At 46.4% G+C, this 14,079-nt stretch carries 12 protein-coding genes; 8 read left to right on the top strand and 4 right to left on the bottom strand.

Annotated features, from left to right (window positions below):
- Positions 1-21: 21 nt before the first annotated feature.
- From glyS to MJ764_RS08500, 6 genes are all read left to right on the top strand, one after another.
- Positions 22-2,085 carry a glycine--tRNA ligase subunit beta gene (gene glyS / locus MJ764_RS08525; protein ID WP_239326136.1) on the top strand — a complete coding sequence of 688 codons (2,064 nt, stop codon included), beginning with the start codon at positions 22-24 and terminating at the stop codon, positions 2,083-2,085.
- 45 nt (positions 2,086-2,130) lie between these two features.
- Positions 2,131-2,580, top strand: a complete 450-nt coding sequence (locus tag MJ764_RS08520) for a DUF7832 domain-containing protein (RefSeq protein WP_239326135.1) — start codon at positions 2,131-2,133, stop codon at positions 2,578-2,580.
- An 8-nt stretch (positions 2,581-2,588) separates the two neighbouring features.
- Positions 2,589-3,164: a D-glycero-beta-D-manno-heptose 1,7-bisphosphate 7-phosphatase gene (gene gmhB / locus MJ764_RS08515; protein ID WP_239326134.1), complete on the top strand. Its 576-nt coding sequence runs from the start codon at positions 2,589-2,591 to the stop codon at positions 3,162-3,164.
- 6 nt (positions 3,165-3,170) lie between these two features.
- Positions 3,171-3,932 (top strand): lysophospholipid acyltransferase family protein, encoded by a 762-nt coding sequence (locus MJ764_RS08510; RefSeq protein ID WP_239326133.1) that lies wholly within the window; start codon positions 3,171-3,173, stop codon positions 3,930-3,932.
- Positions 3,932-4,141, top strand: coding sequence for a hypothetical protein (locus tag MJ764_RS08505; protein WP_239326132.1), 210 nt, complete (start codon positions 3,932-3,934; stop codon positions 4,139-4,141). Before MJ764_RS08510 ends, MJ764_RS08505 begins: the two co-directional genes overlap by 1 nt.
- A gap of 245 nt (positions 4,142-4,386) precedes the next feature.
- The gene (locus MJ764_RS08500) at positions 4,387-5,085 is read left to right on the top strand and encodes a M48 family metallopeptidase (RefSeq protein ID WP_239326131.1); all 699 of its coding nucleotides are present in this window, start codon (positions 4,387-4,389) and stop codon (positions 5,083-5,085) included.
- 122 nt (positions 5,086-5,207) lie between these two features.
- On the opposite strand, the gene mfd is transcribed toward MJ764_RS08500, so the two are convergent.
- The 3 genes from mfd to typA form a co-directional block, all read right to left on the bottom strand.
- Positions 5,208-8,627 carry a transcription-repair coupling factor gene (gene mfd / locus MJ764_RS08495; RefSeq protein ID WP_239326130.1) on the bottom strand — a complete coding sequence of 1,140 codons (3,420 nt, stop codon included), beginning with the start codon at positions 8,625-8,627 and terminating at the stop codon, positions 5,208-5,210.
- Between the two features lie 186 nt (positions 8,628-8,813).
- On the bottom strand, positions 8,814-9,302 hold the full coding sequence (locus MJ764_RS08490) for a DUF456 domain-containing protein (RefSeq protein WP_239326129.1): 489 nt from the start codon (positions 9,300-9,302) through the stop codon (positions 8,814-8,816).
- Between the two features lie 388 nt (positions 9,303-9,690).
- Positions 9,691-11,505 (bottom strand): translational GTPase TypA, encoded by a 1,815-nt coding sequence (gene typA / locus MJ764_RS08485; protein ID WP_100090263.1) that lies wholly within the window; start codon positions 11,503-11,505, stop codon positions 9,691-9,693.
- Positions 11,506-11,741: 236 nt separating this feature from the next.
- Here typA and MJ764_RS08480 point away from each other — a divergent pair, with 236 nt between their 5' ends.
- Positions 11,742-12,011, top strand: a complete 270-nt coding sequence (locus MJ764_RS08480; RefSeq protein ID WP_239326128.1) for a DUF1289 domain-containing protein — start codon at positions 11,742-11,744, stop codon at positions 12,009-12,011.
- A gap of 49 nt (positions 12,012-12,060) precedes the next feature.
- Positions 12,061-12,945 carry an EamA/RhaT family transporter gene (locus MJ764_RS08475; protein ID WP_239326126.1) on the top strand — a complete coding sequence of 295 codons (885 nt, stop codon included), beginning with the start codon at positions 12,061-12,063 and terminating at the stop codon, positions 12,943-12,945.
- A 46-nt stretch (positions 12,946-12,991) separates the two neighbouring features.
- Here the strand turns inward: MJ764_RS08475 and prfA are convergent, their stop codons facing one another.
- Positions 12,992-14,074, bottom strand: a complete 1,083-nt coding sequence (gene prfA, locus MJ764_RS08470; protein WP_239326124.1) for a peptide chain release factor 1 — start codon at positions 14,072-14,074, stop codon at positions 12,992-12,994.
- Between the last annotated feature and the right edge of the window lie 5 nt (positions 14,075-14,079).

Raw genomic sequence — 14,079 nt, 5'->3', positions numbered from 1 at the left:
CCGAATGAAAGTAATACTTGCATGAATGCTCCCTTATTAATTGAACTGCGTACCGAAGAATTACCACCAAAAGCCCTGAATAATCTGGGCGAAAGTCTGGCTGCTGGTGTTGTTGATGGATTGGAGAAAGCACAACTCATCAGTGGTGTGGCTGATTATCAGGTATTTGCTGCGCCCAGACGTTTAGGTGTTCTGGTACAGAATGTTAAACCGGTGCAGGCAGACCAACGCATGGTGAAAAAAGGCCCGAGTGTAGCTGCTGGCATGAAAGATGGTGAACCTACCAAAGCCTTGCAGGGATTTGCCCGCAGTAATCAGGTAGAAATTGACCAGCTCAGCCAGATTGATGATGGCAAACAGATGGTGTTTGCTTATGAGTATACTCAGGCCGGCCAGCCATTAAGTGCATTGTTAAGTGATATTCTGAATCTGGCCATTAAGAAATTGCCTATTCCCAAGGTAATGCACTGGGGTAGCAGTACTTATACCTTTGTTCGGCCGGTACATGGGCTGGTTATGCTGCACGGTACTGAAACAGTTGCCGGCAGTGTGCTGGGATTAAGCAGCCAGAACTGGACATTAGGCCACCGTTTCCTGAGTGAGGGCAGGATTACATTTAACCATGCAGCAGATTATGCGCAACAACTACTGGAACAAGGTAAGGTTGTGGCCAGCTTTGCTGAGCGTCGTGCCCGCATTGAACAGGGTTTAAGTGAGGCTGAGAAAGCGATGCATGCACGGGTGGCCTATGCTGAAGGTTTGCTGGATGAGGTAACGGCACTGGTTGAGTGGCCGGTAGTATTGCAGGCAGGTTTTGATGAGCGCTTTTTACAGGTGCCACAGGAATGCCTGATTTTAACTATGCAGCAGAATCAGAAATATTTCCCACTGTTAAACAGTGAAGGCAAACTGATTAACCGCTTTTTACTGGTATCCAATTTACAGACTGAAAATCCGTTTCATATCATTCATGGCAATGAACGCGTACTGCGTGCCCGTCTGGCTGATGCTGAGTTCTTTTACCTTCAGGATCAGAAAACCTCTCTGGCTAGCCGCGTATCTCGACTGCAAAATGTCGTTTACCACAATAAATTGGGCAGTCAGGCAGAAAGAGTGCAGCGCATTAGTCAGCTGGCTACAGCAATTGCACCGCTGTTAGGTGTTGATATTAATAAAGCAGCTCGAACGGCCGAACTGGCTAAGGCGGATTTACTTACCGATATGGTTGGTGAATTTCCTGAATTGCAGGGTACGATGGGTAAATACTATGCACGGCATGATGGTGAAGATGCCGATGTGGCTGTGGCAATTGAGCAACATTACTGGCCGCGTTTTGCTAATGATGCATTGCCGGATAATTTACTCGGTACAGTAGTGGCACTGGCAGATAAGTTGGAAACTTTGCTGGGGATCTGGGGTATTGGGCTGATTCCAACCGGAGACAAAGACCCGTACGCATTGCGCCGCAGTGCGCTGGGTATTCTGCGGATGCTGATGCAGCATAATCTGGCGCTAACACCGCTATTACAGGCTGCATTTGATACTTTTCCTGCTGGCAAACTGGCTGCTAATACTGTGAGCGAGGTAGCCGAATTCATGCAGGCGCGTCTGGCTATTCTGTTGCAAAATACTTATGCGCAGGATGTGGTAGCCGCCGTGCTGGCTGGTAATGTGGAGAATCTGGGTGAATTGGAAGCGAGACTGGCCGCTGTGACTCAGTTTAAACGGCTGGATGAAGCTACTGCATTAATAGCCGCGAACAAGCGTGTGCACAATTTGTTGAAAAGAGTCGATATTTCTGCTTTACCTGCTATGGAAACTACGCTTTTACAGCTACAGGATGAGCAGAACCTGCATCAGGCAACTGAACAGGTAGCCGTAAAAATTCAGGCTGCCCTGAAGCAACAGAATTTTGTTCAGGCACTGGCGGAGTTGACTGGTATCAAGGAAAAGGTGGATACATTCTTTACTAATGTAATGGTAATGGATGAAAATGAAGCGATTAGAAATAATCGCTTGGCTTTGTTACTGTCTTTGTCACACCAGATGAATGCAGTGGCCGACATTGCTTTACTGAATGAGTAATATCTGTTTGTACAGTCCGTTCTGATAGTGGATGAGAGTCAAATCATGATATTTGATAATGTAGTATTTCATACAGAAGAAGATTATCCGCCAGCGCTGGCCATGGCCAATGCTGCCACGCATATGGGTTATTACTGGTCATGGATTGTGCGCCGTGGATTATATAACCCGCAATGGGATGAGGCGGCAGAAGAAGACATAGCTGCGCTAAAAGCACAAGTGATGAGCGGAGCTGAATTTGTTCTGAATAATATGGCTGGTTGTCTGGAAGACAGTGATTTCAATGATGAAGGACGCCGTTTTTCCCTTTATTATTATGAGGATGAAGAGGAAGGCTATGGCCGTTTTATGGAAGACTACGTGCAAACTCTAAATACACCGGCTCTGGAAAGTTTTTATCATGTAGAAATAAATGATAAAAATCAGGTTTTGCTTGACGGTGTATTTGATAGTGCCCTGATTCAGTGGCGTCAAAGTTTGAAGCCAACCCAATAAGGATCATTATGGCATTGAGTGGAAAAGGTAAATTAATTATTCTTGATCGTGATGGTGTGCTGAATGCAATGCGGCCACAGCCAATCAGCGACCCTGATCAATGGCTTCCTTTACCCGGTAGCATGGATGCTGTTGCCTTTTTAACTCAAAGTGGGTACACCGTAGTTGTGGCTGAGAATATGTCTGGAATCGGACGCGATCAGGTGAGTATGCAGCAGCTTAATGAAGTACATGGCAAAATGCATACCCATATTCAGAAAGCCGGTGGTCGCTTGAGCGGAGTCTGGTTTTGCCCGCATACCAATAGTGCCAAATGTAACTGCCGCAAGCCTCAGCCGGGTTTGTTGCTGGACATTCTCGACCGTTTGCATATGAAAGCTGAAAATACCTGGCTGGTAGGGGATGGCATTCGTGATATGCAGGCAATCGCAGCAATTGGCGGACATCCGGTGCTTGTGTTAACAGGGAAAGGCAAGGAAACGCTGAAAATGGAGACTTTGCCGGATGATACACAGGTGTATGACGATTTGCTGGATTTTGCCAAATTTTGTCGCGCACAGGCTGAAAAGGCAGCCGAGGAATAATATAACATGTTGTTGTTACGTAATTTGATTTACTGGTTTTGTTTATGTGTGTTTTCGCTGATATGGCTGGTGGTGGTTATTATTTCCATGCTCATTCCCAAAGGTATTACATGGACAACTACCGCTTGGGCAAAAGTGCTGTTCTGGATGCTGGAGCACGTTATTGGCTTGAAATATGAAGTAATTGGCCGGGAGAATATTCCGCATGAGCCGAGTATCGTGTGCTGTAAACATCAATCTGGCTGGGAAACACTGGCCATGCTTTGCTTTTTTCCTGATTTGGCCTTTGTTGCCAAACGTGAGCTTTTCCGTATTCCAATATTTGGCTGGGCACTGAAATGGCGCGGCACAATAGGTATTGACCGCAATAATCCTAAAGCTGCGAATGCTCAGATTATCAGTCAGGGTAAAATATGTCGTCAAAAAGGTATGTGGATTTGTATTTTTCCGGAAGGTACGCGGATTAAGCCCGGATACCGGGGACATTATAAAAAAGGGGCAGCGCGTATGGCTCAGATGCTGCATATGAATCTGGTGCCAGTGGCCTTAAATAGCGGCGAATTCTGGCCTAAGGATTCTTTTTTTAAATATCCGGGCAAAGTAACCGTAGTGATTGGTGCACCGATTTCTTATGAAATTGCACACACGCCAGAAGAGTTAATCAAACTGTGTGAACAGTGGATAGAAAATCAGCAGATTAAAATTCAGGGTGCTGGCCCATTTGCACCGCAAAACCCGCAAACGCCCACTCCGGTATTACACCATTAATGGCTGGTCTGATTGCCTGCCACCATCTACACATCGAAGCAGCCAGTCTGGATATCGATATTATTGATGTCAGCAGTGAAATCATTAAGTTTACCTTTGGCAAGCATCTCCGTATCAGTCTGGTTACGATTGTAGCTACTATGCAAAGTGGTAAAAACTACCATCGCATCGGTGCTGATAAATTCAGGTTAATATTGCTATTCTTGTAGATGATTATGAATTTATTGGTAATGGCAGTAATGTATAACTGTTAAGCTTGAATCCCTATAATCGAATTACCAAAAATAATATGCATTTAATCTTAAAAAATTAGTCTGATGGCCTAAGATTAAATTACTGTTAGTAATTGATGCAGTTGTACCCAAAACAGAATCAACGGGTTTGGGTATTGGTATGCAAAAATAATAGTCTGTATTGTGGTTATTTTTTATGGGGTTTTGATAGATTAGTTGTTATGTCGGTGTTTATTTATACAACTGCGGATGGCTGTGCCATCAGACTGAAACTGCGGCGCACTGCGCGGAAAAATATTATTGTACGTACAGCTTCACGCGATTTGCTGGATATCAATGTACCACCATTTGTATCGATGAAGTCTTTGTATCAATGGTTAAGTGCTCATGAACCTTCTATTAAGAAGTTGTGGCAACAGGCGGTACAAATCTCAACGGCTTTACCCGCATATATCTGGTTTCGTGGCCAGACTTATTCTTATACGCTGGTGGCTGTGCTTACTCGTGTGCAATGGCATGCACAGCAGGGATTTTTGTTGCCACTGGCGGCTGCACAATTACCGCATGAGGCTTTGAGTGCATGGCTAAAGCAGTATGCTCAAATCGAATTATTATCGCGCTTGCAATACTGGGCACAGATAATGCAATTGCAGCCGGCAGCAATTGCTTTAAGTCAGGCGCGTACTTTTTGGGGGGTGTGCCGCAGACGTACTGGTATTCGTTTAAACTGGCGCTTGATTGGTGCACCTGCTTTTGTGGTGGATTATGTCTGTATTCATGAGCTGTGCCATTTGCGTCACGCCAATCATGGTAAGGCATTCTGGGCGATGGTGGCTGAATATACAGCCGATACAGTTAATGCGCGTTTATGGCTAAAACAGCATGGTACGGAGCTGTTTGCTCTGGATAAGGTGAGCTGAAATATATTTGTGGCTAATACTTGTTACACAGCCAGTCTGCTTAGACAATAGTAGTCAGCGGTAATACAGCTTAGGCGGTATTACCGCTAATTTTATGGTGAAATTATAGAAGGTTTTATAAATTAGTCTGATTTAGCCATATCAACAGCAAGCTGCTTCATGATGTTTTTAATTATCTGTACGCGTTGCATGACATCTTCAATGGCAATATTAACCCTGAGTTTGTCTGCACCAACGAGACGGTAGTTTTTGTCACTTTGCATAATAGCCACAATGGTGGCCGGATTGATACGGTGATGTTTGCCAAAGGTAAACGTAATGGCTTCACTGCTGGCATCAATGGTATCGATGCCCAGACTGGCTGCCTCAATACGCAGATGGTGGCTGGCAATCAGACTAGATACAGCCGGTTCGGGCAGGCCGAAGCGGTCGATGAGTTCCTCGTGTATCTGGTCTATCTCAGCTTCAGTTTCACAACTGGCCAGACGTTTATAAAGCACCAGACGGGCATGAATATCGGGGCAGTAACTTTCTGGTAGTAAAGCAGGACTATGCAGCTTGATGTCACTGGTGATGCCCAATGGCGTATCCAGATCAGGTTCGCGGCCTTTTTTCAGGTTACGTACAGCCTGTTTCAGCATTTCAGTATACAGCGTGAAGCCTACCTGAATCATTTCACCTGACTGTCCTTCACCTAGAATTTCACCTGCACCACGGATTTCCAGGTCCTGCATGGCAAGGGTAAAGCCTGCACCCAAATCATCGGCCATTTCAATGGCTTCCAGACGCTTCTGTGCATCTTTAGTCATCGCTTCCGGTACCAGTAAATAAGCATAGGCCTGATGGTGGGAGCGGCCTACGCGACCGCGTAGCTGGTGTAGCTGAGCAAGACCAAATTTATCTGCCCGTTCGATGATAATGGTATTGGCATTAGGAATATCAATTCCGGTTTCGATAATGGTTGAGCACAGTAAAATGTTATAACGCTGCTGGAGAAAATCGCGCATCACCTGTTCAAGTTCACGTTCACGTAACTGACCGTGAGCAATACCAATGCGTGCTTCGGGCAGTAGGGTGCTCAGTCTTTCATAGGTGTTGGCTATGGTATCTACTTCATTATGCAGAAAAAATACCTGACCACCACGTTTCAGTTCACGTATTACAGCCTCGCGTATCAAACCATCACTAAAAGGACGGACAAAAGTTTTCACCGCCAGACGGCGGCTGGGCGCTGTGGTAATGAGTGAAAAATCACGCAAACCTTCCAATGCCATGCTTAAGGTACGTGGAATCGGTGTGGCGGTGAGGGTAAGTACGTCGACATTAGCGCGCAAACGTTTCAACTGTTCTTTCTGACGTACTCCGAAACGGTGTTCTTCATCAATGATAACCAGCCCCAGATTTTTAAAATGTACATCTGGTTGTACCAGTTTGTGTGTACCAATTACGATGTCTACTGTGCCATCAGCCAAACCGGCCAGCGTAGCCTGTGTCTGCTTGCTTGTATTAAAACGGGATAGCTGTGCCACTTTGATGGGAAAATCGGCAAAGCGGTCAGCAAAATTCTGTGCATGTTGCTCTACCAGCAATGTTGTCGGCGCAAGAACCACTACCTGTTTACCAGCCATGGCGGCAACAAAGGCTGCACGTAAGGCTACTTCGGTTTTACCAAAGCCTACATCGCCGCAAATAAGCCGATCCATGGGTTTTTCAGCACATAAATCCTTAATGGTGGCAGCAATTGCAGCCGCCTGATCTTCTGTTTCTTCATAGCCAAAGCCATTGGCAAAGGCCTGATAATCCATTTCATTCAAACTGAAACGGTGCCCTTGCTGGGCTTCTCGCTGGGCATACAGATTTAGCAGCTCCGCGGCAGTATCGCGGGCTTTTTCAGCCGCTTTATGGCGCGCTTTATCCCAGGCGCCATGGCCGAGTTTGTGCAAGCTGACGTTTTCATGGGCACTGCCTGCATAACGTGAAATCAATTGTAGCTGGCCAACAGGCACGTATAGCTGTGAACCCTCCGCATACTCCAGTAGCATCATTTCACTGGCGCCTTCGCCCAAATCCAGTGTAACCAGTCCCTGATAGCGACCGATACCATGTTGTTCATGAACGACTGGATCGCCAATTTTGATTTCAGCTAAATCACGCAGCATACCGTCGGAAACAGCACTGTGTTTGCGTCGTGTACGGCGACCGCGCACAATATACTGATATAAATCAGCTTCAGTAATAATGGCCAGTTGTTGTTCTGGTAACAGACAGCCATAACTTAATGGCGCAATTGTCAGGCACAGGCTGGTGCTGCTATTGAAGAAATCCTGCCAGCCATTTACGACGTTAGGTTGTAAATTATACTCACGCATAAAATTCAACATGGTTTCACGTCGTCCGAGGCTTTCTGCGCAAATCAGCACCCGGTAAGAATGTTGTTGCAGGAAAATTTTCAGTGCATGCAATGGGTCATCTGCCTGACGGTCTACAGCGACATGGGGCAGGGTGTAAATATTGTTTTCGCTTAATTGAGGTATTAGGCGTGGGTAAGGTTTAATACGTGCGCCAAGCTGATCCTCACTCAAATACAGGTAACTGGGCGCCAGAGGCGGATAGGCCGGATCGCCCTGTGCCAAGGCATAACGCTGCTTGACGTCTTGCCAGATACGCGCGGCTTCATTATGTATATCACCCAGACAAACCAGAATAGCGTCTGCATTGATATAATCAAAAATGCTGACACATTCTTCTTCAAAGAATAAAGGCAGGTAGTATTCAACACCTGCTCCGAAATGGCCTTCTGATACCGCGGTATAAACAGTGGCTTTGCGGGCATCATCGCTGATTTCTTCACGAAAGCGGCTACGAAAGATTTTTTGTGCATCGCTGTCAGTAGGAAATTCGTGAGCAGGTAGCAGGCGGATTTCATCTACACTGGTTAATGTGCGCTGACTGTCAGCATCGAAAGTTTTAATAGTATCAATTTCGTTATCGAATAAATCCAGTCGAAACGGTATATCGCTACCCATAGGAAAAATATCCAGAATACCGCCACGAGTAGCAAATTCGCCTGTTGCCACAACATGTGTAACATGATTGTAGCCAGCTTCAATCAGGCTATGCTTGAGTACATCTATGTCCAATTGCTGACCAGCTTTCAGCCAGAAAGTGCGGCCAAGCAGAAATGAAGGCGGCGCAATTTTTTGCATTGCTGTGGCCAGAGGCAGGAGTAAGACATCAACCAGCCCATTTTTTAATTGCCATAAGGTACTAAGGCGCTCGGATACTAGTTCCTGATGAGGGGAGAAATGTTCATAGGGTAAGGTTTCCCAGTCGGGAAAGAATACTACCCGTGCTGCCGGGTCGAAAAACTGCCAGGCTGACTGAATGCGAATTGCCTGCTCAGCATCGGCAGTCAAAATGATTTTCAGTTTTTTTTCGGGTAAATGTTCGCTGAGCAGCAATGGCAAGCTACCAGCGTTTAAATCTGGCCAGGATACAGTCTGACTGGCTTGGGGCAATGCAAAATGGGCAACAGCGGGCATAATTTCAGTTTTACAGGTAATAATTAATTTGATTGTCAATACTTATGGGCAAGCTATGATAAGACAAGCCTGTATTGACAGGCAATTGCATCCAGATGGTTCTGAATAGGTACAGGAAAGCGGATAAATGGCTACAGTACTCATTCAGATACTGTAGCCACATTCTTTGCGGGAAAACTGACGGCATCAATATAATGAATACAAGTACATCACAGCGATGGTTATTAGCATGGCGAATGCGCAGCCGATTTTGGCTACTACGCCAAAAATCAGGCCGATAACTGTAGCTAACCCTACTTTGCCAGCGGCCACCAGATTACGTCTGGCTATAAATTCGCCAGCGGCTGCACCCAGCAAGGGGCCAAGTATCATGCCGGGCAGAGCAAAAAACATGCCAATAATGGCACCAATAAACGATCCCCAAATGGCTTTTCTGCTTGCGCCACTATGTTTGGCTCCCAGCATGCCAGCTATATAATCCAGGGCACAGCCAAGTATGGTTAAAATACCCAGACTAATCAATGTTCCTGCACCCATTATCTGGTAATTGCTGCTTAGTGCCAGTAACCAGACACCGCCGAACATTAAGGGTAATCCGGGCAAGGCGGGCATGAATGTGCCCAACAGGCCGATAAGCAATAAAACAATAGCCAGTATCACCAATACTGCGGTCATGGCAAATTAGTCCTCACGAAAAACGAAATAATGAATGTTGAGATGGGGGATGCTGTTTTCACAAACAAGAGAAAGTTTTGTTGTAAAAATAAAAAATATGTAATCTGAGAGTTAGCAATTGGTAATTTTAGCAGTTTGAAATGGTATTTGTATATTGGTGCTGGATTTATGCGCTAAGAGATTGTCTGAAATAATTAATAACACCAGCGACTATATTATTCTCTCATGCTGTATTGTTTGGCAAATGTGTATTGGCCAGAAAGCAAGATTTTGCCGGTTATAGAGTGATTTATTTTAAAGACAGAAGCTTTGTTTATCCGCATATTTACACTAATCCAAAAAACAGGCAGCCCGTAAAAGCTGCCTGTTTTTAGATCAATAATCAGAATTAATCCAGTTTTTTGAAGTGCTTGCGTCGTTCCTGCTCGCTCAGGTAACGTTTACGCAGGCGAATGGTTTGCGGGGTGATTTCTACCAGTTCATCATCATCAATGAACTCGACCGCAGCTTCCAGAGACATCAGTACCGGTGGCGTCAGGCGTACTGCTTCGTCTGTACCAGAGGCACGGACATTGGTCAGTTTTTTGCCTTTCAGCGGGTTGACTACCAGATCGTTGTCACGGCTGTGAATGCCGATAATCATGCCTTCGTAGATTTTTTCGCCCGGATTGATAAACATACGGCCACGGTCTTCCAGATTCCATAAGGCATAGGCCACGGCATCACCCTGTTCCTGCGATACCAGTACACCGTTGCGGCGGCCGGGTATTTCAGCTTTTACCGGTGCGTAATTGTCAAATACGTGGCTCATCAGGCCTTGGCCGCGGGTCATGGTCATAAATTCACCCTGAAAACCAATCAGACCACGTGCAGGAATGCGGTATTCCAGACGAGTGCGTCCTTTGCCATCACTTTCCATATTGGTTAGTTCACCACGACGGCGACCCAGTTCTTCCATTACCGCGCCCTGAGTGTTGTCTTCCACATCTACGGTGAGATTTTCGTATGGTTCGCATTTTACACCGTCAATTTCGCGGAAAACCACACGTGGCTTACCAACCGCCAGCTCATAGCCCTCGCGACGCATATTTTCAATCAGAATGGTCAGATGCAGTTCACCACGGCCAGAAACGCGGAAAACATCTGCATCAGCAGTGTCTTCAACTTTCAAAGCCACGTTGGTAAGTAATTCTTTTTGCAAACGCTCGCGAATCTGGCGGCTGGTGACAAATTTGCCTTCGGTGCCCGCCAGCGGGCTGGTGTTAACCATGAAATCCATGGTTAGTGTAGGCTCGTCCACGCTGAGCATGGGTAAACCCTGAGGCTGTTCACGGTCGGCAATGGTGACACCGATACCAATATCTTCCAAACCGGAAATGGTAACAATATCGCCCGCCTCAGCTTCCTGTAGGGGAATGCGCTCCAAACCCTTGAAACCAAGTAACTGGTTAATCCGTCCCTGACCAATCTGTTGGTCTTCATTCATGATGGCCACTACCTGGCCGGGTTTAATGCGCCCGTTCAGAATACGGCCAATACCCAAGCGGCCAGTGTAGTTATCATAATCAAGCTGGGAAATCTGCAATTGCAGTGGTTTATCCGCATCACCTGATGGTTCGGGAGTGTATTTCAGTATGGTATCAAACAGCGGGCGCATGTCGCTGGATTCGTCTTCTTCATTCAACTTGGCAAAGCCGGAAAGGCCGGAAGCGTATACAATGGGGAAGTCGAGCTGTTCGTCGGTAGCACCCAGTTTGTCAAACAATTCAAAAGTCTGATCGATAACCCAGCTTGGGCGGGCACTTGGTTTATCAATTTTGTTGATAACCACGATAGGTTTCAGCCCCAGTGCCAGTGCTTTTTTGGTTACAAAGCGGGTTTGTGGCATCGGGCCTTCCTGTGCGTCTACCAGCAGTAATACGCAGTCTACCATGCCCAGTACGCGTTCTACTTCACCACCGAAGTCAGCGTGTCCCGGGGTATCAACGATATTGATGTGAAAGCCTTCATATTCGATGGCGGTATTTTTGGCCAGAATGGTAATGCCACGTTCTTTTTCCAGATCGTTGCTATCCATCACCCGTTCGTCTACCTGCTGATTGGCACGGAAAGTACCGGACTGGCGCAATAACTGGTCTACCAGTGTGGTTTTGCCGTGGTCGACGTGTGCGATAATGGCAATATTACGAATTTTTTTACTCATGGGAGTGCGTAACCTAGTTGTATTTGCTATTTGGATGGTAAATTAACCTTGAATTATAACATTTACTCTGCTTTTCGTGGGATATTTAGCAAAATCAGACTGTCTGTCTGTGCTAAAGTGGCTGATTTATGCCGAAGTGTCCACTACAGTTATTGTTTGCCTTATCTACCTATAGCTGACAGGTGCAGGGATTGGTTACTATTGCTGCCCTGCCGTGGCTTACAGGAATCTGAGCGATGGAACAGTTGGAATTTTTTGTTATTCCAAGCCCTTGCCGTGGTGTGTGCGAAAGTAATCACAAGGGCTATTGCAAGGGCTGTCTGCGCAGCCGGAATGAGCGTCTACACTGGTTGCGTTTATCTGATACACAGAAGCAGCATGTGCTGCGTTTATGTGCCTTGCGCCGGCGCAAGCTGGAACAGCTAATGTGGCAGGCTCAGCAGACGGGAGAGGGCGGAGACAGGCTGATGGCGCAATTATGGATACAGGCGGATTTTGATTTTTAAATTCTTGAATAACTGGCTAAGCAGGCCTAAATCTGTTTAAGGGGGGGAAATGCACTTTCTGATTATTAGTATTTTGTGTAGTGTTTCGGTTTCAGTATTATTAAAACTGGCGCGCAGGAATGGGGTGAATATTGCACAGGCCGTAGCGGTTAATTATCCAGTAGCTGCATTGTGTAACTGGTTTTTTCTGCGCCCGGATTTTGCCAACTGGCATATGTACACCAGTCACTGGATTATTTTTCTGGCACTGGGGATTGGTTTGCCGCTAGGCTTTATTGTGCTGGGGCGGGCTATTGAGCAGGCAGGAATGGTTAAAACCGATGCAGCACAGCGCCTGTCGCTGTTTTTGCCCATTGTGGCTGCATTCGTGTTTTTTGGTGAAAGCCTGAGTAGCAACAAAATTATTGGTATTGCGCTGGCACTGATGGCTTTGCTAACACTACTGTATCGGCAGAATCCTGCTAAAGGTAAGGGGCAGGGTGGTTTTTTCAGTACTGCTGGCTGTTTGTTCGGCGTATGGTTATGTTACGGTACAACAGATATTCTATTTAAACAGATGGCCAAAAGTGGGACGGCCTTTGCACCAACTTTACAGGTGACATTTATTCTGGCAGCTATTCTGATTACAGGCTATCTGTGTTTGCGCAGAACGGTCTGGAATGCGGCTAGTATTCTGGCCGGTTTATTATTAGGCGGTCTGAATTTTGCCAATATTCTTTTTTATATCCGTGCCCATCAACAGTTTCAGCAAGACCCTTCGCTGGTATTTGCCGGCATGAATCTGGGGGTGATTACGCTGGCTACTATTATTGGTGCTTTTGTGTTTAAAGAAAAAATTAATGGTTTGAATGCTGCTGGGATTGTACTGGCTATTGCTGCAATCTGGTTTTTATTCTATGGCAGCAGCCTCAATTCATGGCTGCCGGGGATGTAAACTAAAAAGCTGTTCTGGATACCAGAACAGCTTTTTAGTAGCTACTTTAGCTGGCATTACTCAGTAGTGCCAGCTGTTGAGCCTGATGTTCGGCAATCAGTGCCTGTGTCAGTTCACTTAAATCGCCGTCCATAATAAAGTCCAGTTTGTGCAGGGTAAGGTTAATACGATGGTCGGTTACCCGGCCTTGCGGATAATTGTAGGTACGGATACGTTCACTGCGGTCGCCACTGCCAATCAGGCTTTTGCGTTCCGCCGCTTCTTTGGCGTGGGCTGCATGTTTCTGCTGCTCATACAAGCGGGAAGCAAGTACGCGCATCGCCTGTGCCTTATTGGCATGCTGTGAGCGGCCATCCTGACATTCCACTACCATTCCGGTAGGCAGATGAGTAATCCGTACTGCTGAGTCCGTTTTATTAATATGCTGGCCACCGGCACCGGAAGCACGGAAGGTATCAATACGTAAATCATTGGGATTTAATTGTACTTCGGCTACTTCATCAGCTTCGGGCATAATGGCAACCGTGCAGGCAGAAGTATGGATTCTGCCCTGACTTTCGGTGGTAGGTACGCGTTGAACCCGATGCCCGCCGGATTCAAACTTGAGCTGGCTGTAAACATTCATACCGGCAATACGTGCAATGACTTCCTTATAGCCACCCAGATCGCTTTCACTGGCAGAGACAATTTCTATCTGCCAGCCCATGCGTTCGGCAAAGCGGGTGTACATGCGCAGCAAATCGCCGGCAAACAGAGCTGCTTCATTGCCACCGGCGCCAGCACGGATTTCAATAAAAATATTTTTATCGTCATCTTCATCTTTTGGTAGCAGCAGTTTTTGCAGTTCACTATCCAGTTGTGCAATCTGGTTTCGTGCGTTGCTGATTTCCTCGGCCGCAAATTCTTTTAATTCAGGGTCTGCAAGCATTTCTTCTGCTGCGGCCAGATCGGTTTCTGCCTGCGTATACTGGCCGTAGGTTTCTACCACAGGAGTGAGTTCGGCATGTTCACGGGTCAGGCGACGATACTCGTCGATATTATTGGTGACGTCAGGAGAAGCCAGCAAAGCGGTTACTTCTTCCAGACGCTCAGTCAGGTGCTGTAACTTGTTTATCAATGAAGGTTTCATCTGGT

It is taken from the genome of Snodgrassella gandavensis, from assembly GCF_914768025.1.
In the GTDB taxonomy this organism is placed as follows: Bacteria; Pseudomonadota; Gammaproteobacteria; order Burkholderiales; family Neisseriaceae; genus Snodgrassella; species Snodgrassella gandavensis.
Note: the sequence above shows the minus strand (reverse complement) of the source record. Positions and strands in the feature narration are given on the sequence as shown.

Coding starts and splice junctions, on each gene's coding strand:
- glyS (WP_239326136.1), top strand. CDS start 22: ATGAATGCTCCCTTATTAATTGAACTGCGTACCGAAGAATTACCACCA.
- prfA (WP_239326124.1), bottom strand. CDS start 14,074: ATGAAACCTTCATTGATAAACAAGTTACAGCACCTGACTGAGCGTCTG.
- MJ764_RS08505 (WP_239326132.1), top strand. CDS start 3,932: ATGGCTGGTCTGATTGCCTGCCACCATCTACACATCGAAGCAGCCAGT.
- MJ764_RS08500 (WP_239326131.1), top strand. CDS start 4,387: ATGTCGGTGTTTATTTATACAACTGCGGATGGCTGTGCCATCAGACTG.
- MJ764_RS08490 (WP_239326129.1), bottom strand. CDS start 9,302: ATGACCGCAGTATTGGTGATACTGGCTATTGTTTTATTGCTTATCGGC.
- MJ764_RS08510 (WP_239326133.1), top strand. CDS start 3,171: ATGTTGTTGTTACGTAATTTGATTTACTGGTTTTGTTTATGTGTGTTT.
- gmhB (WP_239326134.1), top strand. CDS start 2,589: ATGGCATTGAGTGGAAAAGGTAAATTAATTATTCTTGATCGTGATGGT.
- typA (WP_100090263.1), bottom strand. CDS start 11,505: ATGAGTAAAAAAATTCGTAATATTGCCATTATCGCACACGTCGACCAC.
- MJ764_RS08520 (WP_239326135.1), top strand. CDS start 2,131: ATGATATTTGATAATGTAGTATTTCATACAGAAGAAGATTATCCGCCA.
- MJ764_RS08475 (WP_239326126.1), top strand. CDS start 12,061: ATGCACTTTCTGATTATTAGTATTTTGTGTAGTGTTTCGGTTTCAGTA.
- MJ764_RS08480 (WP_239326128.1), top strand. CDS start 11,742: ATGGAACAGTTGGAATTTTTTGTTATTCCAAGCCCTTGCCGTGGTGTG.
- mfd (WP_239326130.1), bottom strand. CDS start 8,627: ATGCCCGCTGTTGCCCATTTTGCATTGCCCCAAGCCAGTCAGACTGTA.